This is a genomic window from Streptacidiphilus anmyonensis (genome assembly GCF_000787855.1).
Lineage (GTDB): Bacteria > Actinomycetota > Actinomycetes > Streptomycetales > Streptomycetaceae > Streptacidiphilus > Streptacidiphilus anmyonensis.
In genome coordinates this window covers 1-22,161 of the sequence record NZ_BBPQ01000078.1, presented here as the reverse complement: position 1 = coordinate 22,161, position 22,161 = coordinate 1, and the positions used below count along the sequence as shown (strand labels likewise).

21 protein-coding genes and 1 pseudogene are annotated in these 22,161 nt (G+C 73.3%); 14 read left to right on the top strand and 8 right to left on the bottom strand.

Annotated features, from left to right (window positions below):
- Positions 1-982: 982 nt before the first annotated feature.
- On the bottom strand, positions 983-2,134 hold the full coding sequence (locus TR50_RS36630; protein ID WP_084701617.1) for a glycosyltransferase family 4 protein: 1,152 nt from the start codon (positions 2,132-2,134) through the stop codon (positions 983-985).
- A gap of 223 nt (positions 2,135-2,357) precedes the next feature.
- Between TR50_RS36630 and pgfA the strand changes: the two genes are divergently transcribed.
- The 6 genes and pseudogenes from pgfA (at position 2,358) to TR50_RS36600 (ending at position 7,473) form a co-directional block, all read left to right on the top strand.
- Positions 2,358-3,416 carry a cell envelope lipid trafficking protein PgfA gene (gene pgfA, locus TR50_RS36625; protein WP_042432635.1) on the top strand — a complete coding sequence of 353 codons (1,059 nt, stop codon included), beginning with the start codon at positions 2,358-2,360 and terminating at the stop codon, positions 3,414-3,416.
- Entirely contained in the window at positions 3,413-4,012 is a 600-nt protein-coding gene (locus TR50_RS43300; RefSeq protein ID WP_052441757.1) for a methyltransferase domain-containing protein, read from the top strand. The genes pgfA and TR50_RS43300 overlap by 4 nt, the downstream gene beginning before the upstream one ends.
- Positions 4,009-5,706 (top strand): condensation domain-containing protein, encoded by a 1,698-nt coding sequence (locus TR50_RS43295; protein ID WP_052441756.1) that lies wholly within the window; start codon positions 4,009-4,011, stop codon positions 5,704-5,706. The genes TR50_RS43300 and TR50_RS43295 overlap by 4 nt, the downstream gene beginning before the upstream one ends.
- Positions 5,634-6,359, top strand: a pseudogene (locus TR50_RS36610) (class I SAM-dependent methyltransferase); the annotation flags it as partial. The gene TR50_RS43295 and the pseudogene TR50_RS36610, both read left to right, overlap by 73 nt.
- Positions 6,360-6,542: 183 nt before the next feature.
- Positions 6,543-6,782: a Trm112 family protein gene (locus tag TR50_RS44960; RefSeq protein ID WP_084701625.1), complete on the top strand. Its 240-nt coding sequence runs from the start codon at positions 6,543-6,545 to the stop codon at positions 6,780-6,782.
- Between the two features lie 25 nt (positions 6,783-6,807).
- A complete protein-coding gene (locus TR50_RS36600; protein WP_052441755.1) occupies positions 6,808-7,473 on the top strand; it encodes a TetR/AcrR family transcriptional regulator in 666 nt (221 codons plus the stop codon).
- A 31-nt stretch (positions 7,474-7,504) separates the two neighbouring features.
- Here the strand turns inward: TR50_RS36600 and TR50_RS36595 are convergent, their stop codons facing one another.
- Together TR50_RS36595 and TR50_RS43290 are read right to left on the bottom strand one after the other, a co-directional pair.
- On the bottom strand, positions 7,505-9,157 hold the full coding sequence (locus tag TR50_RS36595; protein WP_042432696.1) for a sodium/solute symporter: 1,653 nt from the start codon (positions 9,155-9,157) through the stop codon (positions 7,505-7,507).
- A complete protein-coding gene (locus tag TR50_RS43290; RefSeq protein WP_052441753.1) occupies positions 9,154-9,630 on the bottom strand; it encodes a DUF485 domain-containing protein in 477 nt (158 codons plus the stop codon). The genes TR50_RS36595 and TR50_RS43290 overlap by 4 nt, the downstream gene beginning before the upstream one ends.
- Positions 9,631-9,937: 307 nt before the next feature.
- Between TR50_RS43290 and TR50_RS36585 the strand changes: the two genes are divergently transcribed.
- From TR50_RS36585 to TR50_RS36575, 3 genes are read left to right on the top strand one after another with little or no spacing between them, the layout of a single operon-like run.
- A complete protein-coding gene (locus tag TR50_RS36585; protein WP_042432627.1) occupies positions 9,938-10,960 on the top strand; it encodes an ABC transporter ATP-binding protein in 1,023 nt (340 codons plus the stop codon).
- Complete coding sequence (locus TR50_RS36580; RefSeq protein ID WP_236654743.1) at positions 10,957-12,339, top strand: ABC-2 transporter permease family protein; 1,383 nt, start codon at positions 10,957-10,959, stop codon at positions 12,337-12,339. Before TR50_RS36585 ends, TR50_RS36580 begins: the two co-directional genes overlap by 4 nt.
- Before the next feature lie 4 nt (positions 12,340-12,343).
- Positions 12,344-15,094, top strand: a complete 2,751-nt coding sequence (locus TR50_RS36575; RefSeq protein ID WP_042432624.1) for an alkaline phosphatase family protein — start codon at positions 12,344-12,346, stop codon at positions 15,092-15,094.
- Between the two features lie 65 nt (positions 15,095-15,159).
- Here TR50_RS36575 and TR50_RS36570 read toward each other — a convergent pair whose 3' ends face one another.
- From TR50_RS36570 to TR50_RS47335, 3 genes are all read right to left on the bottom strand, one after another.
- Complete coding sequence (locus tag TR50_RS36570) at positions 15,160-15,516, bottom strand: SH3 domain-containing protein (protein ID WP_042432621.1); 357 nt, start codon at positions 15,514-15,516, stop codon at positions 15,160-15,162.
- 382 nt (positions 15,517-15,898) lie between these two features.
- A complete protein-coding gene (locus TR50_RS36565; protein ID WP_439654270.1) occupies positions 15,899-17,077 on the bottom strand; it encodes an AI-2E family transporter in 1,179 nt (392 codons plus the stop codon).
- A gap of 114 nt (positions 17,078-17,191) precedes the next feature.
- Positions 17,192-17,809, bottom strand: a complete 618-nt coding sequence (locus TR50_RS47335) for a hypothetical protein (RefSeq protein WP_042432618.1) — start codon at positions 17,807-17,809, stop codon at positions 17,192-17,194.
- Positions 17,810-18,252: 443 nt separating this feature from the next.
- Here TR50_RS47335 and TR50_RS46190 point away from each other — a divergent pair, with 443 nt between their 5' ends.
- Positions 18,253-18,609, top strand: coding sequence for a hypothetical protein (locus TR50_RS46190; protein ID WP_042432615.1), 357 nt, complete (start codon positions 18,253-18,255; stop codon positions 18,607-18,609).
- 22 nt (positions 18,610-18,631) lie between these two features.
- Here TR50_RS46190 and TR50_RS36550 read toward each other — a convergent pair whose 3' ends face one another.
- Positions 18,632-19,036, bottom strand: a complete 405-nt coding sequence (locus TR50_RS36550) for an ATP-binding protein (protein ID WP_174514891.1) — start codon at positions 19,034-19,036, stop codon at positions 18,632-18,634.
- Between the two features lie 258 nt (positions 19,037-19,294).
- Between TR50_RS36550 and TR50_RS36545 the strand changes: the two genes are divergently transcribed.
- The 4 genes from TR50_RS36545 to TR50_RS36530 all read left to right on the top strand — a co-directional run bounded on the left by TR50_RS36545 (position 19,295) and on the right by TR50_RS36530 (position 21,809).
- On the top strand, positions 19,295-20,116 hold the full coding sequence (locus TR50_RS36545) for a Sco1979 family transcriptional regulator (RefSeq protein WP_439654271.1): 822 nt from the start codon (positions 19,295-19,297) through the stop codon (positions 20,114-20,116).
- Positions 20,113-20,379, top strand: coding sequence for a DUF397 domain-containing protein (locus TR50_RS36540; RefSeq protein ID WP_042432612.1), 267 nt, complete (start codon positions 20,113-20,115; stop codon positions 20,377-20,379). Before TR50_RS36545 ends, TR50_RS36540 begins: the two co-directional genes overlap by 4 nt.
- A gap of 84 nt (positions 20,380-20,463) precedes the next feature.
- Entirely contained in the window at positions 20,464-21,276 is an 813-nt protein-coding gene (locus tag TR50_RS36535) for an SAM-dependent methyltransferase (RefSeq protein WP_042432609.1), read from the top strand.
- A gap of 122 nt (positions 21,277-21,398) precedes the next feature.
- Positions 21,399-21,809, top strand: a complete 411-nt coding sequence (locus TR50_RS36530; protein ID WP_042432606.1) for a hypothetical protein — start codon at positions 21,399-21,401, stop codon at positions 21,807-21,809.
- 108 nt (positions 21,810-21,917) lie between these two features.
- On the opposite strand, the gene TR50_RS36525 is transcribed toward TR50_RS36530, so the two are convergent.
- Positions 21,918-22,161: zinc ribbon domain-containing protein (locus TR50_RS36525; protein ID WP_042432603.1), on the bottom strand; the 244-nt coding region annotated here is incomplete at its 5' end.

Sequence of the window (22,161 nt, the reverse complement as noted above, 5' to 3'; positions counted from 1 at the left end):
CCGGCGGTTTGGTGCGGGAGGCTCCCCCGTCGGCGCCCGCCGGGCCGCGCGCGCAGCCAGGGCCACAGGCTGCGTCGGCGCAGCCCGCGCCCCTGGCGCGCTCCGGGCTGCCGCCGTCGACGGTCGAGGGGCTCGGGGAGTCGCCGTGATACTCGGGGTCGGGGCGGCCGTGCTCGCGGCGGTCTGCTACAACGTCGGTCTGCTGGTGGAGAAGCAGGCGCTCGGTGCGCTGCCGCCGTTGCGGCTGGGCGCGCCGGTGGCGCTGTTCCGGTCGCTGTTCGGCAGGCCGGCGTGGCTCGCCGGATTCGCGCTGGTGCTGGCCGGGCTGGTGCTCCAGGTCGTCTCGCAGGGGCTGCTGCCGATCACCGTGGCGCAGCCGCTGCTCGCCGTCGGTCCGGCGGTCCTGGTCGCCGCGTCCGCGCTGGCCTATCGGGAGGCCCCGGCCCGCGCCGACCTCGCCATGCTCGGCCTGCTCGCGACGAGCACCGTGCTGCTCGTGCTCAGTTACGATCCGCGGCTGGACCCGGTGGGCCACGGCGAGCACCCGCTCGCGGTGCTGACGGTGTGCGCGCTCGCGGCGGTCGGCGCGGGCGCGGTGCTGCTGCCGCGCGGGCCGCGCTCGGGCACCGCCTACGGGGTGGCGGTGGGTCTGCTCAACGGCGCGGGCGGACTGCTGGCCAAGGCGCTGGCGGTGTCCGCGCGCGACGGCCGCCGCTCCCTCGTCGCCCTGGCTGAGCTGCCGTATCCGTGGCTGCTCGGCCTGTTCTCCGTGCTGATGCTGGGCGTGATGCAGATCGGCCTGCAGCGCTCGCGCGCGGCCACACTGGTGCCCGCCCAGGTCATCACCGGCAACGCGCTGGTCATGGTCGCGGGCGGGGTCATCTTCCACGAGCCGCTGCCCGCCGATCCGCTGCGGCTCGCGCTGCGTCTCGCGGCGCTGGTGGTCTCGCTGCTGGTGCTGGCCCTGCGTCCGCCCGCGGCCTCAGTGCGGGGTGCGGGTGGCCCGGTGCAGGGCCTCGTCCACGACGCCGGCGAACCGCTCGACGGTGGTGTGCCAGCGCAGGCCGAGCGCGCGTCTGCGGGCCGCGGCGCCCATGGCGCGCCGCCGGGCGGGGTCGAGGGCGAGCCCGGCCCACGCTGAGGCGAACGCGCCCTCGGTGGGGGCCAGCAGGCCGGTCGCGCCGTGCGCGACGGAGTCGGTGAGCCCGGGGATGCGGAAGCCGACGGTCGGCGTGCGGCGCACCGCGGCCTCGGTGACCACCAGCCCCCACCCCTCGACCTGGGACGGGTGCAGCAGCAGCCAGGCCTGGCACAGCAGTTCGTGCTTGGTCTGTTCGCTGATCCGCCCGGTGAAGACGACCTGGCGTCCGGCCATGGTCAGCAGCCGTTCGCGCTCGGGGCCGTCGCCCGCGATCACCAGGGTGCCGCCGGTGACGGGGCGCACCCGCTCCCAGAGCCGCAGCAGCAGGTCGATCCGTTTGTACTCGGCCAGGCGGCCCAGCGCGAGGAAGAGCGGCTCGGTCGACTTCCGCGGCAGGGCGGCGGGTTCGGCCACGTCCTCGACTCCGTTGGTGACCACGCGGATCCGCTCGGGGGCCACGCCGATCTCCGCCAGCGCCTGGGCGGTGGAGTCGGAGACGGCCACGAAGAGGTTGCCGCGGTGGACGCGCGGCAGCAGCACGGTCTCCGCGTAGCGGCCCAGCGCGGCGATGGGCCACGGGTAGCGCAGCGGCCACAGTTCCCGGTGCACGTGGTTGACCAGGCAGACGGTAGGGGTGTGCGGGGACCAGGCGGGGGCGAGGTAGGGCAGGCCGTTGCAGACCTCCACCAGCAGGTCGACCCGGTCCAGGGAGCGGACCGTGCGCGGCGCGGTGAGGAACTGGCTGTACGGACCGCCGTTGCGGCGGACCCGGTAGGGCCGACCGGCGCCGACGGGACCGCCGCAGACCAGGGTGGTGGGGTGGCCGCGACGGGCCAGGCCCTCGGCGAGCTTGTCGATGAGCAGTTCCGACCCGCCGGCGGCGGGGCTGGCGAGGTCGCGCAGGGAGAGGAAGGCGACGTGCGCGCGGGGTGCCGTCCGGGCCCGGGTGTCGTTCTCCCGGGACGGCGGCCGAAGGACGCCTTGGCGGTCCATCGGGGGGTGCCTTTCGTCGGGGGCGGGGAGAAGGGCGCGCCAACCCTAGGGGGTTGATGACAAAGCGTCAATAACTTCCTACTTGCCGGTAGTTCCCTAGTCAATGCGGTAACCATCGTCCGCTCCGCGATTATTGACGTTCCGTCAGTTCAGGCTCTACGGTCCGGAGGCACCTCTCGCACGTGCTCCGCCGCCACCACGTCCGGCAGCCCTTGGGGGTCCGATGAGCCAACGCGTCAGCGCCGCCGTCCTGCTGGCCGCCGGTGCGCTGCTCGTCGCCGCCGGTCCGGTGCTGCGGTTCGCCGTGCTGCCCGCCGTCCGCGTCGCACCCTGGGACCCCGACAGCACCACCGTCTCCACCGGCCAGGGCCGCTACCTCGACCCGACCACGGGAGCGCCCGGCACCGGGCTGGTCACCGTCACCGAGCACATCCAGGGCGACCCGGCCGTCGGCCGGGAACACCATGCCGCCGTGTGGACCATCACCACCCGCGTCGACACCCCGGGCACGATCGCCCTGAGCGACGCCCGCCAGGCCCTGCAACTGAGCGTGCACCGCTGGACCTTCGACCGCGTCACCAACCGGTTCGTCCCCTGCTGCGGCGCCGACACCGGCCAGGGCGCGGACGCCTTCCGCAAGTTCCCCTTCCACGCCGACGCCCTCACCTACCAGCTGTGGGACCCGGAGGCCCGACGCGCCTTCCCCGCCCAGCTCGACGGAACCCGCGAGATCGACGGCCACGCCTTCAACGCCTACGTGCAGACCATTCCGCCCACCGAGGTCGGCACCATCGCCGTGCCGCCGGGCGCCCTCGGCGTCACCTCGAAGGACGCCACCGTCGAGGCCCAGGAGTGGTACCAGAACCCGCAGACCGTCACCCTCGTCGACCCCGAGACCGGCACGCCCGTCTCCGTCGCCACGCACGAGATCGTCACACTGCACCTGCCCGGCGATACGCGCCACACCGCCACCGCCCTCGATGTCACGCTGCGGACCACGCAGGACACCGAGCAGCAACTCGTCGACCAGGCCACCGGGCAGGCGACGGAACTCTCCCTGCTGGAAGGCCCGGTGCCCTGGCTGGTCACGGCGGCGGGGGCGGTCCTGGCCGTCCTCGGAGGCGTGCGGCTGCGCCGCGGAACGGCTCTGGCCGGGGCCGAAGCCGAGGCCGAGACCGGGGCGGGTGTGTCGGGCGGGTCGGCTGTGTCGGGCGGGTCGGACGGGCCCGATCCGGAGGGCGGCGCGGCGTCCGCCTCGTCACCGGCGGCGGAGGGGTCGTGAGCGCGCGAGGCGGCTCGGCGGAGGCCGCAGCCCCCGAGGACCATCCGCTGCCCGCCGCCACGCCGCTGCGGCTGCTGGCCACGGCCGTCCGGCACGGGGTCGGCTGCCGCACGTACCAGCGCCTGCACGCCGCCTTCCGGGTGCGCCGACTGGACCGCTTATACGGGCTGGCGGGCCGTCAGGTGGTCGCCGTCGGCGACGACATGTGGCGCGCGGACGCCTTCCGCGCAGCGGGCGCCCGCTGCCTGGCCGTGGAACCGGGCGCGACGGGCGGCACGCGGTCCGCGGCCGCCGCGGCACCGGGCCCGGCGGAGCGCGTGGTCGCCGACGGCTACTGGCTGCCGGTCAAGGACGGCGCGGCGGACCTCGCCTACTGCGACGCCGCGTTACCCCACGGTCCGGACGCCGTCGGCGTCCTGGACGAGCTGGCCCGCATCACCCGCGTCGGCGGACTCGTGTGCCTCTCGCTCGGCGGCCCCCGCCGCCCCCTGGTGCGCCACCTCCGCCGGCGGGACGACCTGGCGCTGCTCACCCGCCCCCCGATCGTGCGGCTGCCGCGCCACCGCACCGAACTGGTCCTGCGGAGGACGGCATGACCGCCCCGGCGAGCACCCGCTTCACCGCGGTCGACGAGACCGCCGACCTGATGGAGCGACGCGGCGAGCCGAACCTCATCTACCTGGAGCTCGCCGTCGCGGGACGCCTGGACCCCGACCGGCTCCGCGCCGCCGTCCACACCGCCTTCGCGGCCCACCCGGCGACCCGCTCCCGTCGCCTGCCCGCTCCGCCGTGGCGCCCCCGCAGCCGCTGGCAGGTGGAGCCGCAGCCCGCAACCGATCCGCTGACCGTCCGCACCGGCCCCGCCCTCGACCTGGACACCGAGCGGCGCGCCCTCCTCGACCAGCCCCTCGACCTCCGGCAGCCTCCGCTGCTGCGCCTGCGCCTCCTCCACGGCACGCCGGAGGGCGACCACCTCCTCCTGGTCGCCCACCACGCCGGCTTCGACGGCATGGGCTTCGTCGGCGTCCTGCTGGCGATCTGCGCGGCGTACAACGGCGCGGAGGAGGCGGCGAAGGGCACGGCGGGGCGTGGCGGACCGGCTGACGGTGCGGCACCGGCAGGCGCTGCCTCGGACGGCGGGGTCGTCGACGGCGCGGCGTGCCGTGGCGGGGCCGAGCGGGACAGGGCAGCACGTGGCGTGCCGGGGTCCGGTGAGCCTCCCGCAAGCGGGGGCCGGGACGTCGGGGCGGTCGACGGCGGGGCCGGGCGTGGCGGTGCGGTCCCTGACGGTGCGGTCCCTGGCGGGGCAGCGCCCGGCGGGGCCGCGCCCGGCGGCGCAGGGCGACAGGAGGTCGCGGGCTACGAGGCCGGGCGCAGGGCATATCCGTCGCGGCCGGATGCCCGACGGCGGGCCGCGGAGGCCGCGGCCGCCGCGCGTCCGGCCCTGCTCCCACCCCGGCCGGTGCGGGTCGCCCGGGAGCCCGCGGCCGGGCGACGGCGTGGGTACGGCCTGGCCCCGCTCGGGTTCGACGTCGGGCAGGCCGCCGCGCTGGCGCGGGCCGCCAAGGCGGCGGGGGTGACGCTCAACGACCTGCTGCTGGCCGCCCTCGGGCTGGCCGTCACGCGGTGGAACGCCCTCCACTCCCGTCCCGTCGAGCCCCTGCGGATCACGATGCCCGTGAACACCCGCGACCCCCGGGCGCGGCACCTCGGGGACGGCAACCACTCGCGGCTCACCTCCATCGACATCGACGCCGCCGGACGCGACGCCCGGACCGCGCTCGCCGCCGTCGCCGCCCGTACCGTCCAGGCCAAGGGCGCGCCCGCAGGGCCCCAAGGGGGGCCGGCCGCTGTCGTGCTCGGCGCGCCGTGGCTGCCGCGTGGGCTGCGGCGCGTCCTCGCTCCCTGTGTGCGGTTCGCCGCGCGGTCCTTCGCGGACACCACCATGCTCAGCAACCTCGGCCCGCTCACGGAGCTGCCGCGGGCCCTGAGCGGTGCGGGGGAGATCACCGAGCTGTGGGCCGCCGCCCCCGCGCCGATGCCGCGCGGTCTCTCCGTGACCGCCCTAGGCGCCAACGGACGCCTGCACCTGATGATCCGTCACCGCTTCGAGGCGCTGGACGCCCCCGCCGCCGCCGCGTTCACCGAGCTGTTCGCCGACGCCGTCCACGAGCTCGCCGAGCTCGCCGCGTCCGAAGAAGCCGCCGCCGCGCCGGCGTGCCGCCCGGCCGGCGCCGACGCGCTCGCCGCCCCCGCGGCGGCCTCCCGCCGCACGGAAGGAAACCCGTGACCGACCCCGCCTCCTCCCCGCTGCGCAGCCTCTACGAGGACCCCACCGTCGTCGTCGCCTCCGGCCTGGACCGGGCCAGACGCCAACTCGCGCTCCTCGAACCGCTGCTGGACCGGGCCGCGGCGGCCCGCCGACGGCTGAGCATCCTCGACGTCGGCTGCGGCGACGGTGCGGCCACCGCGCTGCTCGCCGAGCGCGCGCACGGACACACCGTCGTCGGCGCGGACTGGTCGCAGATGGCCCTGGAGCGCGCCCGCGCCCGCGGCTTGACCCTCGTGCGGGCGACCCTCGAAGGCGGCGGCAGCCTCGGTACCGACGGCCGCGGCAACCTCGGCACGGACGGCGGCGGGCTGCCCGTTCCGGACCACGCCCTCGACGTGGTCGTGTTCAGCGAGGTCATCGAGCACCTTGTCGACACCGACGCGGCGCTGGACGAACTCGTGCGCGTGCTGCGGCCCGGCGGCTCGCTGCTGCTGTCCACGCCCAACCTGGCGGCCTGGTTCAACCGCGGGCTGCTGCTGGCGGGTGTGCAGCCGGTCTTCAGCGAGGTCAGCCTGAAGCGGATCTACGGCCGCCCTGGCAGCGAAGTCGTCGGCCACCTGCGGCTGTTCACGCGCGCGGCGCTGCTCGGGCTGCTGCGCGGGCACGATCTCGACATCGTCGCCGTGCGGGGTGCCGCCTACCACGACACCCCTCGCCTGCTGCGCCCGCTGGACCGTCTGCTCCAGCACGTCCCCGAGTTCGCCGCCGACCTGATCGTCCACGCCCGCACCCCACCGGCCCCCGGCGTCGACGACCGGGGGCGCCCCGACACCGTCCCAGCCGCGGAGGACCGCATGCCCCTGTCCGCAGAGCTCCTCGACCTGCTCGCCTGTCCCGTCGACAAGGGCCCGCTGCTGTACGACGCGGAGACGGAGAGCCTGTACAACCCGCGGTTGCGCCGCGCCTACGCGATCGTCGACGGCATCCCGCAGCTGCTGGCCGACGAGGCCCGTCCGATCGGCTCCGGCGACCACGAGCGCATCACCGGCCGCCGAGCCGGGGCCGCCGTGAAAGCCCCGGTCAGCCCGCCGTGACCGGCCCCCGGGATAGGGTGGGCCCGTGACTCCTTCACCCGCTTCATCCGCGGCGTCGTCCGCGGCGGATCCCGCGCCGCAGACCGCCCCGAGGGCACCCTCGCTGCGCAGCGAGTACCGGGAGCTGACCCGCAAGCGGCTGCTCGAGGCCGTGCGCGAGGTGCTGGAGGAGACGGACTACGCGGCGGCGACGGTCGACGAGATCGTGCGGCGCGCCGGGGCCAGCCGGGCCACGTTCTATGTGCACTTCCGCTCCAAGGCGGAAGCCGCCGCGGCGCTGCTGGAGCGGGTGACGCCCTCGGACCGGGGTCTGTTCGCCACGCTGCCGAAGGCGCTGAGGACGCGGGCGGGGCTGCGCCGCTGGCTGGAGCTGTCGCTGGGCTGGTACGAGGAGCACGCCCGGCTGCTGGCCGCGCTCAACGAGGCGATGGCGGTGGACGGCACGGTCGCGGACCGCCGTTCGGCGCAGGTGGAGCGGATGGTCGAGGCGCTGCCGGAGTACCTGGACAGCACGGAGGACCCGGCGCGGGCGCGGGTGCGCCTGCAACTGCTGCTGCGGCAGTTCCACCAGGTGGCGATGGACACCGTGGTGCAGCAGGCGTGGCAGCCGGACCGGGAGATGCTGCTGGACGAGATGGCGGCCGTGTGGTGGGTGGCCCTGGGCGGGGAGGGGTCCCCGCCCAGGGGCTGAGCCCTCGGGGCTCGCCGCCACGCCGCGGAGGTCAGTCCGCGTCGGCCCCGGTGAGCACGCGCAGCTCCACGGCCTCCTGGTCGATCCGGTCGATCGGGTCGACCTCGTGTCCGGCCTCGGCCCGTCGCCGTCCGCGCATGCTTCCCGCCCAGCCGAGCAGGAAGGAGGCCGGGATGGAGACGAGCCCCACGCTCTGCAGCGGGGACCAGGCGAAGTCGTGCGTCGGGAAGAGCGTGCCCGGACCACCGGAGACGGTGGGGGAGATCAGCTGCAGGCCGATCGTGAGCGCGGCCCCGCCGTAGACGGACCAGAGCAGTCCGGTGCGGTTGTAGCCGCGCCAGAAGAGGCTGCAGACCAGGGCCGGCAGCACCGCGGACGCGGCCACGGCCACCGCCAGCATGGAGAGGAACTGCACGTTGTAGCCCTGTGCCTCGACCGCCAGCAGGATGCCGACGATGCCGAAGAGCAGCGCGGCCCACCGGACCGTGCGCACCTCCTTGGCCTCGGTGAGACGGCCGCGGCGGATGGCGTGGGCGTGCACGTCGTGGGCCAGGCTGGCGGCCGCGCTGAGCGTGATGCCGGCGACCACGGCGAGCACGGTGACGAAGACCGTGCAGGCGACGGCGGTCGTCAGGGACAGTCCGGCCGTGGTGGAGGGGCCGCCGGCCAGGGTTCCGGCGAGCAGCAGCAACGACGCCTGGCCGTTGGGGTTGACGGCGGAGATCGCCTGGCCGCCCACCAGCGCGGCGGCGCCCAGGCCCAGGACGGCCAGCAGGACGCTGTAGACGCCCACGGTGCCGAGCGCGTACCGGGTGGAGCGTCGCGCGGTGGCGCCGTCGGAGGTCGCGTTGATCCGCATGATCATGTGCGGCATGCAGGCCGCGCCGAGCACGACGGTCAGGTGGAGTCCGGCGATGTTGAGCGGACCGCTGGCGGTGACGCCGAACTGCGAGGTGGAGCGCAGGTAGTCGGCCGGATGGCCGCTGCCCTGCGCGGCCGCGGACAGCAGTTCGCTGGGGCTCCAGTGGAACCGGGCCAGCACGCAGAGCGTCGTGATCGCCAGGGTGACGGTGGTGAGGACCACCTTGGCGATCTGCATCAGGCTGGTCCCCTTCATACCCCCGGCGAGGGTGTAGGCGACCATGAGCACGCCGATCAGCACGATGCAGATCTGCTGGGCCCCGGCGCTGGTCAGGCCCAGCAGCATGGCGGTCGCGGCGCCGGCGCCGGAGAGCTGGACGACGAGGAACGGCACCGAGACGGCGAGGGTCGCCACCGAGGCGGCGACGCGCGGCGCCCTGCCGGGGGCCCGCAGCGCGAAGATGTCCCCGAGGGTGTAGCGGCCGGCGTTGCGCAGCGGACCGGCGAGCACCAGCAGCGTGCTGAGCGCGAGGGCCGTGCTCACGTCGAGCATGATGCCGTTGAAACCGGAGAGCGCGATGATGCCGGTGGTGCCCAGCATGGTCGCGGCGGAGATGTAGTCGCCGGACAGCGCCAGGCCGTTCTGGAGCGGCGTCAGTGTGCGGTTGGCCGTGTAGAAGTCGGCGACCTCGTCCTTGTCCGGGCCGACCATGACGCAGAGCAGCAGCGTGACGCAGACGAAGACGAGGAACGAGATCAGCACCGCGGTGTGGGCGCTCTGGCCGGCCGCCGTGGGGGCGTCGGCGAGGAGGAGACGGTTCACCAGCCGCTCCATCTCCGGCCGGCGGCGCGCTCCTGGGCTGCCGTGGCCGTGGCGGCCACCCGCTCCTCGTGCCTGGTCCGGATCCGGTCCGCCTCGGGATCGACCTCGCGGCTGTAGCGGCGGTCGTAACGGATCGAGGTGCAGAGCGACACCACGCCGAGGGCCGCGCAGAGCAGCAGCCCCAGGTTGATCTGCCCGACGACGTCGACGGCGAGCAGGCCCGGAGCTGCGCCGGCCAGCAGCACGAGCGCCGCGAAGGAGGCGGCGTTGACGGTGATCAGCGCGCGGTCGAGGCGGCCGACGCGTCGGCGCAGAGCGTCGAGGCCGGGCGTCGCCGTGGCCTGCGGCGGCACGGGCGGCGGACCGGGCGGCGGGCCGGGCCTGGGAGGCGGTGCCAGGCGGGCGGACGGGGGCCAGCCGGACAGGTCGCCGTAGTCGTACGGCGGCTCCCCGGGGTGAGAGGTGGGATGCATCGGAGGGTTCCTCGCGGTGGCGGCTCGGGTGGGGGTGGGGCCTGCGGGTGACCTGTAGGGCCTGCGGGCTTGACCGGGGCGGCGGGGTGGGCGTCAGCGTAGCCAGCCCGGAGGACATTGACTAGACATGTGTCCATTCAGCAGACAGATATCCGCTCACCAGCCAGGACCGGTCGGCGACCCGACGGGCCTGAGGTCCCTCCGGGGGGCGGTCGGTCGCCTGACGTTCCGCGTACGTTCAACCCGCCGCCCCTGACCGTGGCGCGTCACGCCCTTTACGTTTCCTGAGGGTTTGTGAGAAGGGGCCATGGATACACAGCGTGCGGTACGTGCGGTACGGGCTCGTGGGATCACCAAGTGCTTCGGCGACGTCGTCGCTCTCGACGACGTCGACCTGGATCTGACGCCGGGACAGATCCACGGTCTGGTAGGGCCGAACGGCGCCGGCAAGACGACTCTGCTGGGTCTGCTGCTGGGCCTGGCCGTCGCGGACGGCGGCAGCCTGGAGGTCCTCGGCAGGCCGGTCGGGCGGGCGCTCGCCGCGCCCGCGGGCGTCGCCGGATTCGTGGACGGGCCCGGCCTGTACCCGTCGCTGACGGCCCGACAGAACCTGGCCGCCCTGGCCGCGTTGCGCGGCCAGGACCGGCGCAGTCGGCGCATCGACGAGGTGCTCGGGGAGGTCGGGCTCACCGAGGTCGCCGACGACCGGGCCCGCGGCTTCTCCCTGGGCATGCGTCAGCGCCTCGGGCTGGCCGCGGCCCTGCTCACCAGCCCCCGCCTGCTGGTGCTGGACGAGCCCTCCAACGGCCTCGACCCCGCCGGCAAGAAGCACGTGCACGGGGTGCTGACCCGGCTCGCGGACGAGGGCGCGACCGTGGTGCTCTCCAGCCACCGCATGGACGACCTGGAGGCGCTCTGCTCCGAGGTCACCATCCTGGCGACCGGGCGGGTCCGCTTCTCCGGCCCGATCGGCAAGTTGGCCGCCGACGGCCGCGAGCTGGACTACCGCCTGCTCACCTCGGACCCCGCCGCCGCCCGTCGCCTCGCCGCCGCCGCGCCCGGCGTCCGTGTCGTCGACGGCGCCGCGGCGTGGCGCGGCGCCGAGGCGCTGGTGGTCCGCTCCTCGGCGCCCGCCCTGGAGCGGCTGGTGACCCGACTGGTCGGCGAGGACCTCGCGATACGCGAGGTCGCCCCGGTGGTCTCGCCGCTGGAGGCCGCGTTCCTCGCCCTCACCGAGGAGCCGACGGACCAGCAGGAACCGCAGGAGCGGCAGGAACGGCACGAGCAGGCGGAGCAGCAGGAGCAGCGGAAGCAGGAGGCCGACCGATGACCACGACCGTCGTCGAGCACGACGTGGCCGGTGGAGACGCCGACACCGAGGCCGACGCCCTGCGCGTCCCGGTCACCCGCGCCTACCGGTTCGAGCTGGACAAGCTCGTCTCGCAGTGGCGGATCCGCCTGCTGACGCTCGTCTGCTGGACCGCACCCGGCCTGTTCGTCGCCGCCGTGAACCAGCAGAGCACACTGCCCAGCGACACCCTGTTCGGCCGCTGGATGCACGCCACCGGCTGGGCCGGACCGCTCGTGGTCCTCGGTTTCGCCGGCTCCTGGGCGCTGCCGCTGCTGGTGTCGGTCGTCGCCGGGGACGTGTTCGCCGCCGAGGACCGGCTCGGCACCTGGCGTCACCTGCTGGTGGCGGTCCGCTCGCCGCGGCGGATCTTCTGGGCCAAGGCCCTGGCCGCCCTCACCGTCCTGGTGCTGCTCGTGGCCGGACTGGTCGCCTCCAGTGTGGCGGGGGGCGTCGCGACGGCCGGGAACCGGCCGCTGGTCGGCCTCGACGGCCACACGCTCACGCCGTCCGCCGCCGCCGGGAACGTGCTGCTCGCCTGGGCCTGCGCGCTCGTGCCCACCCTCGCCCTGGCCGCGATCGGCCTGCTCGGCTCCGTCGTCCTCGGACGCTCGCCGATGGGACTGCTGGTTCCCGCGCTCGTGGCCGTCGCGATGCAGCTCGCGCAGATGCTGCCGCTGCCGGTCGCGCTGCGCCTCGCGCTGCCCGGCTACGCGTTCGTCTCCTGGAACGGGCTGTTCGCCGACCCGGCCCAGCTCGACGAGCTGCTGGTCGCCCTCGCGGTCAGCCTGGCCTGGATCGTCGTCGCCACCGCCGTGGCCTACCGGCTGTTCGTACGACGGGACTTCACCAACGCCACCGACGACGGCACCGGACGCCGGATGAGCCTCCGCGCCGTCCTGCCGCTGGTCGCGCTGTTCGCGCTCACCTTCGGCGGCATCGCCGCGGCCACCCCGTCCACGGGTTCGGGGATCACCCAGGCCAAGGTGCAGCAGTCCGTCGCCACCGCCTTCGCCCACCTCTACCGCCTGCAGACCGCCGAACTCAACCGGCCCGCCGTCACCGAGGCCCAGCTCCAGGTCACCGCGACCTGCGACCGCAGCGACGGCCAGGTCGACCCGGTGGGCGCGGGCAACGACTGGCGCTGCGTGGTCACCTGGCACCTGCCCGGCACGACCGCCCCCGGCAACGCGGTCTACCAGCTCAACATCGCCTCCAACGGACGCATCGAGGCCGACGGCGACGGACCCAAAGAAGTGAACGGCTACTTCCTGGTGCACACCCCGGCCGGGGACGCGCCGAACCCGCTGTGGCAGTTCGACGGCGATGTCGAGCTGCTCCCCACCTCCCCGAAGGGATGACTCCATGCAGGTAACGCGCCGCCGGCGTGTCCAGGAGCAGCACTTCGTCCTCCTGGGCCGCCGCCTCGGCCGTCGGGCGACGCTGGTGACGGCGTGCGTCACCGCCGTCGCCGTGGCCACCGGAACCGCCGTCGCCTCGACTCGGCAGTTCGGCGACCAGCACGTCGGCCAGGTCACCGCCAAGGGCCAGGTCATCTCCAGCGACCAGTACATCGCCCCCTACGGCAGCCGCCTGGTCATCAACGACGGCAAGCTCATGTCGTCCACCGTCAGCCCCGACGGCGGCCACCTCGCCGCCTCGGTCACCGACGGGGACGCGGCGCTGGTCGTGGTCGACCTCAAGACCGGTCAGATCCAGCAGCGGGTCGGCAGCGCCTCCGTCGACGACCTGAAGATCCCCAGCAGCGCGGTGGGTCAGGAAGGCCCGACGTACTCGCCCGACGGCACGCAGCTGTGGCTGGGGCAGACCGACGGCTACACCAAGTTCACGGTCAACGCCGACGGCTCCCTGTCCAGCCCGGTCACCGTCGCGATCCCGGCCCAGGGCGCCGAGCACGCGCTCGTCGCCGCCGCGGTCTTCTCGGCCGACGGCAAGACCGTCTACGGCGCGGTCAACGGCCAGAACCGGGTCGTCGCCATCAACGCCGCCACCGGCGCGATCGAGCAGAGCTGGGCGGTGGGCAACGCCCCGCGCGGCATGGTCCAGGTGGGTGACAAGCTCTACGTCAGCAACGAGGGCGGCCGCCCGGCCAAGCCCGGCGAGTCCACCCTCAACTCCTACGGCACCCAGGTCCCGGCCAGCCACGTGACCGGCGCCACCACCACCGGCTCGGTCAGCGTCATCAACCTGGCCGACCCGAACGCCGCCGTCGGCAGCATCAGGACCGGCCTGCACCCGACCGCGGTCTACGCGAAGAAGGGCGCGGTGTTCGTCACCGACACCGCCAGCAACACCGTGTCGGTCATCGACACCAAGCGCGACAAGGTCGTGCAGACCATCTCCACGCAGCCCTGGCCGGAGGCCACGGTCGGCTACGAGCCCGACGCGGTCACCCTGACCGACGACGGCCACCTGCTGGTCACCCTCGGCCGCGCCAACGCGGTCGCGGTGTACCGCTACACCAGCGCCCAGGAGCCGGTCAGCTACGTCGGCCTGCTGCCCACCGACTACTTCCCCGCCCAGATCACGACCGTCGGCAAGAACGTGGTGGTCTCCAACACCCGCGGCATCGACGCCCTGCGCCCCGACGCCACCGGCGCGCACAACACCCACGACACCACGTCGAGCCTGACGCAGTTCACCCTGCCGAGCGACCGGGTCGTCAGGAGCGAGACCGCCAAGGTCTTCCAGCAGAACGGCTGGACCAGCGGCGCGCTCAAGCTCGCGACCGCGCACAAGGCCAAGGCCGTCCCGGTGCCGGCGCGGATCGGCGACCCGTCGACGATCAAGCACGTCTTCCTGATCGTCAAGGAGAACCGCACCTACGACCAGCTCTTCGGCGACATCCCGCAGGGCAACGGCGACCCGGCGCTGGCCCAGTTCGGTGAGAACGTCACACCGAACCAGCACGCCCTGGCCGAGCAGTTCGGGCTCTACGACAACACCTACGACATCGGCACCAACTCCGCCGAGGGCCACAACTGGCTGATGCAGGCCGACGACCCGGAGTACACCGAGTCCTCCGCCGGCGAGTACCTGCGCAGCTACGACACGGAGGACGACGCGCTCGGCCACCAGGCCTCCGGCTTCCTGTGGACCGGCGCGCAGGCCGTGGGCGACAGCGTCCGCGACTTCGGCGAGTTCCACCAGTTCCTGACCAAGCCCGCCGACGCGAGCTGGCAGAACCTGTACTGCGACGCCAAGAACATGGACAAGACCGGTCAGGGCAGCGCCTACACCCTGGCTTCCTCCTCGCCGATCCCGTCGCTCAACAACGTGTCCGTGCCCGCCTTCCCGAAGTTCGACACCAGCATCCCGGACCAGTACCGGTACGAGATCTGGAAGCAGGACTTCGAGAAGAACGGTCCGGCCAACCTCAACATGCTCTGGCTCTCCAGCGACCACACCGGCGGCCCGGCCAGCCCCGCCGCGCAGGTCGCCGACAACGACCTGGCCACCGGCAAGATCGTCGACGAGATCACCCACAGCAAGTACTGGAAGAACTCGGCGATCTTCGTCGTCGAGGACGACTCCCAGGCCGGCCTCGACCACGTCGACGGCCACCGCGCGCCGATCCAGATCATCAGCCCCTGGGCCCAGCACGGCACCGTCGACGACCACTACTACACGCAGATCACGATGATCCGCACCATCGAGCAGATCCTCGGGATCCACCCGATGAACCAGAAGGACACCGCGGCCACCCCGATGACCACGGCCTTCACCGACACGCCGAACTACGCGCCGTTCAACGCGGTGCCGAACCGCACCTCGCTGACCGACGGCCTGCCCACCCCGCCGCCGTGCGGCAACGACAACCCGGCCCCGCAGGACCCCAAGGCGTCCCTGGTCCCGTCGACCACCGCCGTCCCGCAGGCCGAGACGTCGATCGCGGCGCAGTGGGCCACGTGGAAGTCGCAGCAGCGGCTGACCGGCCCCAACGCGGTGCCGGACTACGCGAACCCGGCGCAGATGAACCACCTGGTCTGGTACCAGACGCACAACTGGCAGACGCCGTACCCCGGTGAGACCCGGATCTACGCCCCGAACGACGTCCCCGGCGCGTACATCCCGTCCTCGGACACCGACGGCTGATCCGACCCGTCACATGGAGCGGTCCGCGCCCGGGGAACCGGACGCGGACCGCTCAGCCTCTGCCGTCAGTGGCACCAGCGCGGGGCCTCACCGATGTTCTCGATGTACCGGGCCGAGGACCAGGCCCAGCAGCCGTTCGCCAGCTTGTACCAGCGCGGGTTGCCGTCCACCGTCTCGCCGTTGACCTTGCACTTGATCCAGACGGTCTGGCCGTAGGCCAGCGAGCCGACCACCTTGCCGTTCCGGTTCGGAGCGTTGCGGATCAGCAGGCCGGTCTTGGCGATGACCTGGCCCTTGTACAGGTGGTGGTGGTGCCACGACGACGGGGCGGCGGCCGAGGCGGTCCCCGCGGCGGCGACCGTGGCGAGCGCGCCGGCGGCCGTGACGGTGGCGATCTTGCGAAGAGTCGACTGCAGAAGCATCTGCGAATCTCCTGATGAGGTGGGCCCGATGACGGGCCGGGGGAGTGGGGGCTGCCGGTGTGAGCCGACGTCGTGCACCCCTCGGGTCGATCCCCGGGAAGCCACGACCCTGTCGTCGTGACCCCGTGGGGACCGGTCACGAGTCACGCTAGTTCGATTACCGAACGTCCGCAAAAGATGACGCACGGCTACCGCTCGGCGGTGGGGACGCACGCTCGGGCGACAGCTGCGCGAAGGCCCGCCAGCAGCGCCCAACTCGGCACCGGCGAGGGCGTGTTGACGCATGCGAAGCCGATGCGGAATCACCCGGACGGCGGCGCGTCGGACCGGGCGAACGGGCGCGGACGAGCGGCGGAGGAGTGGGGACGGGCGACGGTGGCGGTCAGTCGGGATCCGGTTCCCGCAGCGCCTGGATGACCGCCCACGCGACGGAGACGAACGGCACCGCCACCACCGCTCCGACGAAGCCGAGCGCGATCGTGCCGATGATGACGGACACGGCGACCACCAGGGGGTGCAGCCGCACCGCCCAGCTCATGATCAGCGGATGCAGCAGGTGGCCCTCGATCTGTCCGATCACCACGATCAGCGCCAGCACGATCAGCGCCGTCACCGGCCCCCGCGCGGCCAGCGCGACCACGCTCGCGATCGCCAGCGCGAACGGGGAGCCGATCAGCGGCACGAACGCCGCCAGGAACTCCAGCACCGCCAGCGGGACCGCGAAGGGCACCCGCAGCACGAACAACGCGATGCCGACCAGGATCGCGTTGGTCCCGGCCACGAGGATGATGCCGCGGATGTAGCCGGCGAACGCGCGCCAGGCCGCGCGCCCGGCCCGGTCCCAGCGAAGGCGCCCGCCCACCGGGAGCTGGTCGCGGGTCCACCCCCACAGCCGCTCGCCCGAATAGACGAAGAACACCGAGCAGAACAGGCCCAGGGCGGCCACCGTCAGCGCCTCCACCACTTGGGTCGCGCCGCTCAGGGCGCTCTGGATCAGCGTGGTCCGGTGGGCGGAGATGAACGAGGACACCTTGTGCTGCAGATCCGTCAGGGCGGACGGGCGCACATGGAACGGCGGCTTCTCCAGCCAGACCTCCAGCCGGTGGATCCCGGAGTCGAACTGCGTCGTCACATGCCCCGACTCGCCCGCGACCAGGAACCCCGTCAGGGCGAACCCTCCGGCGATCAGGACCACGCACAGCAGGTACGAGCAGACGACGGCCCACGGTCTGGACATCACCCGGTTCAGACGGTTCGCCAGCGGCCGCAGCAGCGCGGCGATGACCAGCCCGAGGAAGACGGCGACGGCGACCGGCTGGAACCTCGCCAGCAGCCGGAACACCACATAGGCCGCCGTCCCCAGCACCAGCAGCCGCCAGGCCCAGCCCGTGACCACCTGGAGGCCGCGCGGCACCAGAGGACCGGAGGTGACGCGGTCCAGGTCGACGACCCGCACCCGGCGCGCCCCGCGCGCGACCTTGTCCAGCGCGGCGGGGAACTGCGGGGTGCCCCGCCGCCGCGGCGAGGGCCGCGGCGCCCCTCGGGTCGTCCGGTGCGCCACTCGGTCTCCTTCCCCTCGACCCGCTCCCTCCCGGCGTCGCCTGGCCATGCGCCGCTCAGCCGTGCGCCGCCGCGGCCGGCCGGTCGGCCGGTGCGCCGCGGCGGCGAGGCCGGCTCAGAAGCGCTGGGCCTTGGCGACCGTCGGGACCAGGGTCAGGTCGGCGTCCTTGGTGCTGAACGCGATCGGGGTGGCCTTCCCGCCGGGGGCGAGATGCTCGGTGCCGACCACGTCGCTGTCGACGACGTGTCCCGAGGTGTCGGTCCAGTCGACCTGAACGGCGTAGGAGGCGGTGGCCCCGGTGTGGTTCGTGATGTTGACGACCGCCGCGTGGAGCCCGCCGGTCTGGGCCTTCGGCAGACCGGTGAGGAAGACGTCGCCGACGGCGTCGCCGCGTCCGCTGACGTTTTTCAGAGCCGCCTGGTAGGCGGCCTGCGTCCGGGCGGACTCGGCGGCGACGGAGGAGGCGAAGGCGGAGGCCTGCGCCTCGCTGGAGGCGGAGACGGACGCGGCGGAGGCCTGGCCCGCCGAGGCGGCCGACTGGAGTGCCGAGGGAACGCTGCCGGAGAAGTTCGCGGTGCTCGGCGGCTGGGAGGTCGTAACGACGCTGCCGGAGAAGTTGCCCGCGGCCGAGCTGGTGCAGGCGCTCAGTCCGAGGACGCCCGCGGCGAAGAGCGCCACCGCGGTGACGAGACCCGCGGTGTAGTGGAAGATCGGTCGCTTCGTGCTCGACATCAGTGGTCCTCTCCGATCCGACTCGGACTCGCCTGGGCGTGGCCTGCCTGGGTGCCCGCGGCCGGTCCGGCGACGGAGCGCCCTTCCGATTAGATGCGCTGTCCACGCGGCCCGCGACAGCTGATGCTCCGTCCGGCGCGGTCCGAACGGGTGACGGCCCGGCGCGACGCCGCCCGACGGCCGCCCGCCCGCGGCGCGAGACGGCCACCCGACCGCGGCGCGACGCCTACTCGACCGCGGCACGACATCCGCCCGACCGCGGCACGACGTCCGCTCGACCGTCGCTCGACTGCTGCCCGGCGGGGCTGCCGATCCGGTACTCGGGCGGGCCCAGGACGGAGTAAGGTGGAATCCCAACACCCCGTTTAACTCGTATGAATGACGCTGTGTCACTTCCCGAACGCCTAGTGACGTCACCAGATCGACTTCGTAAGCTCTGTCATATGCCCGACGCCCTTCCAGCCCCGGACGACCTCGTCCAGCTCCAACGCGAGTTGGATGCGGCGGACAACGCGCTGGCCGACTTCGCCCAGCGCAAGACCGCCGAGTACCGCGCGCGGTTCCCAGAGCCCCGGCAGGCGCTCCAGCGGGCCCGGTGGACGGAGGAGGACATAGCGGAGTTCGGCAGGCTCCGTCAGACGGTCCAGGACCTGCGCACGGCCGTGCGCCAGCACCCGACGACGGTCCGCGCCCACGCGGTGGGCTGCGCCCGGGAGACGGCACAGGCGCGCAAGATCGCCGCCCGACGGCGGGTGGACCGGAGCCCGGAGGGGGCCGTCCCGGCTGACGGCCCGGGATGACACCCGTGGGGTGACGGTTCGGTCAGGCCGTCCTCAGCGTCGCCCAGACGACCTTGCCGTTGGTGGCGGGGGAGGGCTTGACGCCCCAGGACTCGGCGAGGGCCCGGACGATGAACAGGCCGCGCCCGCTCTCCTCGTCGAGATCCGGCGCGTCCGGAGCCTCGCAGCGCAGGCCCTGGTCGTCGTGGACCTCGATGCGCAGGCAGCCGTCGGGGGAGAGGGCGACGCCGCAGAGGATCCTCGTGCTCGCCGTGTGCACCACGGCGTTGGTGGCGAGTTCGGACACCAGCAGGGCGGCGTCGTCAAGCGCCGGCCTGGGCACGGACCAGGCGTGCAGGTGTTCGGTGAGGCGGTGCCGGGCGAGTCCGACGCTGGAGCGCTGAGCGGGAAGCTCCAGCCAGTGGGATCGCCGCAGGCCCGCCGTCACTAAGTGCCGGGTGGGTCGGAGCTCGGTCGTCTGCTGTCGGTGAGCACTCACATGTCCGACTATGCTCGCCGCCCCGCGCAGGACGCAACCAACTCCCTGATAATTTCAGCACGATGTCATCCTCCTGGTGTCATCACCGCTAAGTCTCTGCCAAAATCGGATCGCTGACGGATCGACGGATCTGCGAACGTCGGGGAGGTGGAGCGCGTGGCCGAGAACCGGTCGACGGCCGGCACGGGCGCGCCCACCGTGCTGCGCATGATCCTCGGACGGCGGCTCCAGGAGCGGCGCCTGGCCGCGGGAGTGTCGCTGGAGGCCGCCGCCAAGGCGCTGCGCGTCACCCCGCTGACCGTGCGCCGCCTGGAGAAGGCCGAAGTCGCCCTCAAACCCCTGTACGTGGACCGGCTGCTGGAGAAGTACGGCGCGGACGCCCAGGAGATCGAGGAGTTCATCGCGCTGGCCGAGCAGGCCAACGAGCCGGGCTGGTGGTACGCCTACCGCGACGTGCTGCCCTCCTGGTTCTCGGCCTACGTGAGCCTCGAGTCCGGCGCCGTCATGCTGCGCGCCTACGAACCCCACTACGTCCCCGGCCTGTTGCAGACGCCCGCGTACGCGCGGGCGGTGCTCCAGGGCGGCTTCCCCAATGACGCCGAGGACGAGCTGGACCGGCGGGTTGACCTGCGGCTGCGCCGGCAGGGCCTGCTGGACCGCCCCGACGCGCCCACCCTGTGGGTGGTGATGGAGGAGGCGGTGCTCCATCGCGTCGTCGGCAGCGCCGATGTGATGCGCGAGCAGATCGAGGCGCTGCTCACCGCCATGGAACGGGACCACGTCAGCATCGACGTCGTCCCTTTCACCGCGGGCGCCCACGTGGGAGCGTGCGCGCCGTTCACCTACTTCCGCTTCCAGGAGCGGGAGCTGCCCGACGTCGTCTACAGCGAGATCCTGTCCGCGTCCGTCTACCTGGACCAGCGCGCGGACGTCGTCGCCCATCTCGAGGCGCACAACCGGATGGCGCTGCTGACCTCGTCCGCGCAGAGCACGTCCCTGCTCAACCGCATGCGTAAGGAGTACTCATGACCACCACCGACACTGCGGGCGCCGACAGAGGGATCTACAACGGGATGCCGGCCCGTGAACTCGGCGAGCAGGGCTGGGAGAAGCCCTGGAGCGGCCCCAACGGCGGACAGTGCGTCGAGGCGAAGCGGCTGGCCGACGGCCGCGTCGCGCTCCGGCAGTCCACGGACCCGGCCGGCCCCGCGCTGATCTACACCACCGACGAGATCAGCGCGTTCATCGAAGGAGCCAAGGCGGGCCTCGCGGACCACCTGCTGGCCGGCTAGGCCCGGCCCACCCGCACGACTCGGACGAACGAGACGGACGGACGAGACGACGTACGGAACGACGTAGGAAACGAAGGGGAACCGATGAGCGACACCCGTCCCGCGAGGGGCCTCGACACGAACAGGCCGCACTCCGCCCGGATGTACGACTACTACCTCGGCGGAAAGGACCACTTCGAGGTCGACGCCCAGGCCGCGGAACGGGTGGCCGCCGCGTTCCCCAGCGTCTTCACGTCCGCCCGGGAGAACCGTGCGTTCATGCACCGGGCCACCCGCGTCCTCGCGCGCGAGCACGGCATCCGGCAGTGGCTGGACATCGGCACGGGCATCCCCACCGAGCCGAACCTGCACCAGGTCGCCCAGGCGGTCGCCCCGTCCGCGCGCGTCGTCTACGCCGACAACGACCCCCTGGTCCTCAAGTACGCCGAGCGCCTGATGCGCAGCATGCCCGAGGGGCGCACGGCGTACCTCGAGGCGGACGTCAACGACCCGGAGTCGCTGCTGGACAGCCCCGAGCTGTCCGAGGTCCTCGACTTGGAGCAGCCCGTCGCCCTGTCCCTGAACGCGCTGCTGCACTTCGTCCCCGACGCGCAGGACCCGCACCGCATCGTGCGCGTCCTGCTGGAAGCCCTGCCGTCCGGCAGCGCGCTGGCGATCAGCCACAGCACGCCCGACTTCGACCCGGTCAGCTGGGAGAAGGTCCAGGACATCTACAACGGTTCGGGCACCCCGGTCCAGTTCCGCAGCCGCAAGGAGGTCGCCGGCTTCTTCGAGGGCCTCGACCTGCTGGAGCCCGGCGTCGCCGTCGGCCACCGCTGGCGTCCGGACGCGATATCGGCGCAGACGCCCACCGACGCCGAGGTCAGCCTGTGGGTCGCGGTGGGCATCAAGCCCTGACGCCCGCCCACCTCGCCCCCTTCCCGCACGGGGAACCAGATGCCTCCTCAGTCCCACTCGACTCCGCTGGCCGGAGCGCCTCCGGCGCGGCCCGGTCCCGGCCCCGAACCGGCGGGGCAGCCGTGGTGACGCCGGCCCGCGCCCCCGACGGGTGGCCGGACCCGTTCGGCGGCGCGATGGACGTCTGGCCGGAGCTGTGGCGCAGCCACCCGACGCTGGTCTTCCCGTCCCGCCCGGACCACCCCACCGCCTTCGGCTGGCTCCCGGCCGAGGAGGCCTCCGAGCTCGACGGCGCGCCGCGCTGGCGCGCGACCCTCGACGACCGCCTGCTCACCGTCACCACCCCCGACGGCCACCCCTGGTACCGCGGCTCACTCCTGTGCACCCACCCCTGGCGGCGCACGGCCCGCACCCGCGGCGAACTCCTGCTCATCACGGGCCCGTTCACCCACCCCACGGAGTTCCTCTCGGCCGCCCACAGCGGCCACCTGCTCTGCGCGGTGGCGGACGTCCTCCTGCTGAACTGCTTCTGAAGCCCCGGGCACGCGGCGGCTCCTGACGTCTGACTCCTGCCCCGGCGGCGGCGCGCCCGCTACCTTGCTTCCGTGACTCCTCCCCGGCGTAAGCGCCGGGGCTTCTCGCTAGGCCGGGTTGGCGTCGCGACGGGCCAGCCCGGCCCGTAGAACGTTGATGGCTCCCACCGTGTCGGCGTGGGCTGTGTGGCCGCAGGCGAGGCAGTGGAACTTTTCCTGGGTGGGCCGGTTCTGGGCCGCGACGTGCCCGCATGCGGGGCAGGTGCGGGAGGTGTTGCGGGGGTCCACGGCGATCACTTCCCGACCGGCGCTTTCAGCCTTGCTGGTGAGGATCGTGAGGAACACCCCCCAT

What these genes read in the sequence shown, in the direction of transcription:
- TR50_RS36630 (WP_084701617.1), bottom strand. Translation starts at nt 2,134, where the DNA reads ATGGACCGCCAAGGCGTCCTTCGGCCGCCGTCCCGGGAGAACGACACC.
- pgfA (WP_042432635.1), top strand. Translation starts at nt 2,358, where the DNA reads ATGAGCCAACGCGTCAGCGCCGCCGTCCTGCTGGCCGCCGGTGCGCTG.
- TR50_RS43295 (WP_052441756.1), top strand. Translation starts at nt 4,009, where the DNA reads ATGACCGCCCCGGCGAGCACCCGCTTCACCGCGGTCGACGAGACCGCC.
- TR50_RS44960 (WP_084701625.1), top strand. Translation starts at nt 6,543, where the DNA reads ATGCCCCTGTCCGCAGAGCTCCTCGACCTGCTCGCCTGTCCCGTCGAC.
- TR50_RS43290 (WP_052441753.1), bottom strand. Translation starts at nt 9,630, where the DNA reads ATGCATCCCACCTCTCACCCCGGGGAGCCGCCGTACGACTACGGCGAC.
- TR50_RS36585 (WP_042432627.1), top strand. Translation starts at nt 9,938, where the DNA reads ATGGATACACAGCGTGCGGTACGTGCGGTACGGGCTCGTGGGATCACC.
- TR50_RS36580 (WP_236654743.1), top strand. Translation starts at nt 10,957, where the DNA reads ATGACCACGACCGTCGTCGAGCACGACGTGGCCGGTGGAGACGCCGAC.
- TR50_RS36575 (WP_042432624.1), top strand. Translation starts at nt 12,344, where the DNA reads ATGCAGGTAACGCGCCGCCGGCGTGTCCAGGAGCAGCACTTCGTCCTC.
- TR50_RS36570 (WP_042432621.1), bottom strand. Translation starts at nt 15,516, where the DNA reads ATGCTTCTGCAGTCGACTCTTCGCAAGATCGCCACCGTCACGGCCGCC.
- TR50_RS47335 (WP_042432618.1), bottom strand. Translation starts at nt 17,809, where the DNA reads ATGTCGAGCACGAAGCGACCGATCTTCCACTACACCGCGGGTCTCGTC.
- TR50_RS46190 (WP_042432615.1), top strand. Translation starts at nt 18,253, where the DNA reads ATGCCCGACGCCCTTCCAGCCCCGGACGACCTCGTCCAGCTCCAACGC.
- TR50_RS36545 (WP_439654271.1), top strand. Translation starts at nt 19,295, where the DNA reads ATGATCCTCGGACGGCGGCTCCAGGAGCGGCGCCTGGCCGCGGGAGTG.
- TR50_RS36540 (WP_042432612.1), top strand. Translation starts at nt 20,113, where the DNA reads ATGACCACCACCGACACTGCGGGCGCCGACAGAGGGATCTACAACGGG.
- TR50_RS36535 (WP_042432609.1), top strand. Translation starts at nt 20,464, where the DNA reads ATGAGCGACACCCGTCCCGCGAGGGGCCTCGACACGAACAGGCCGCAC.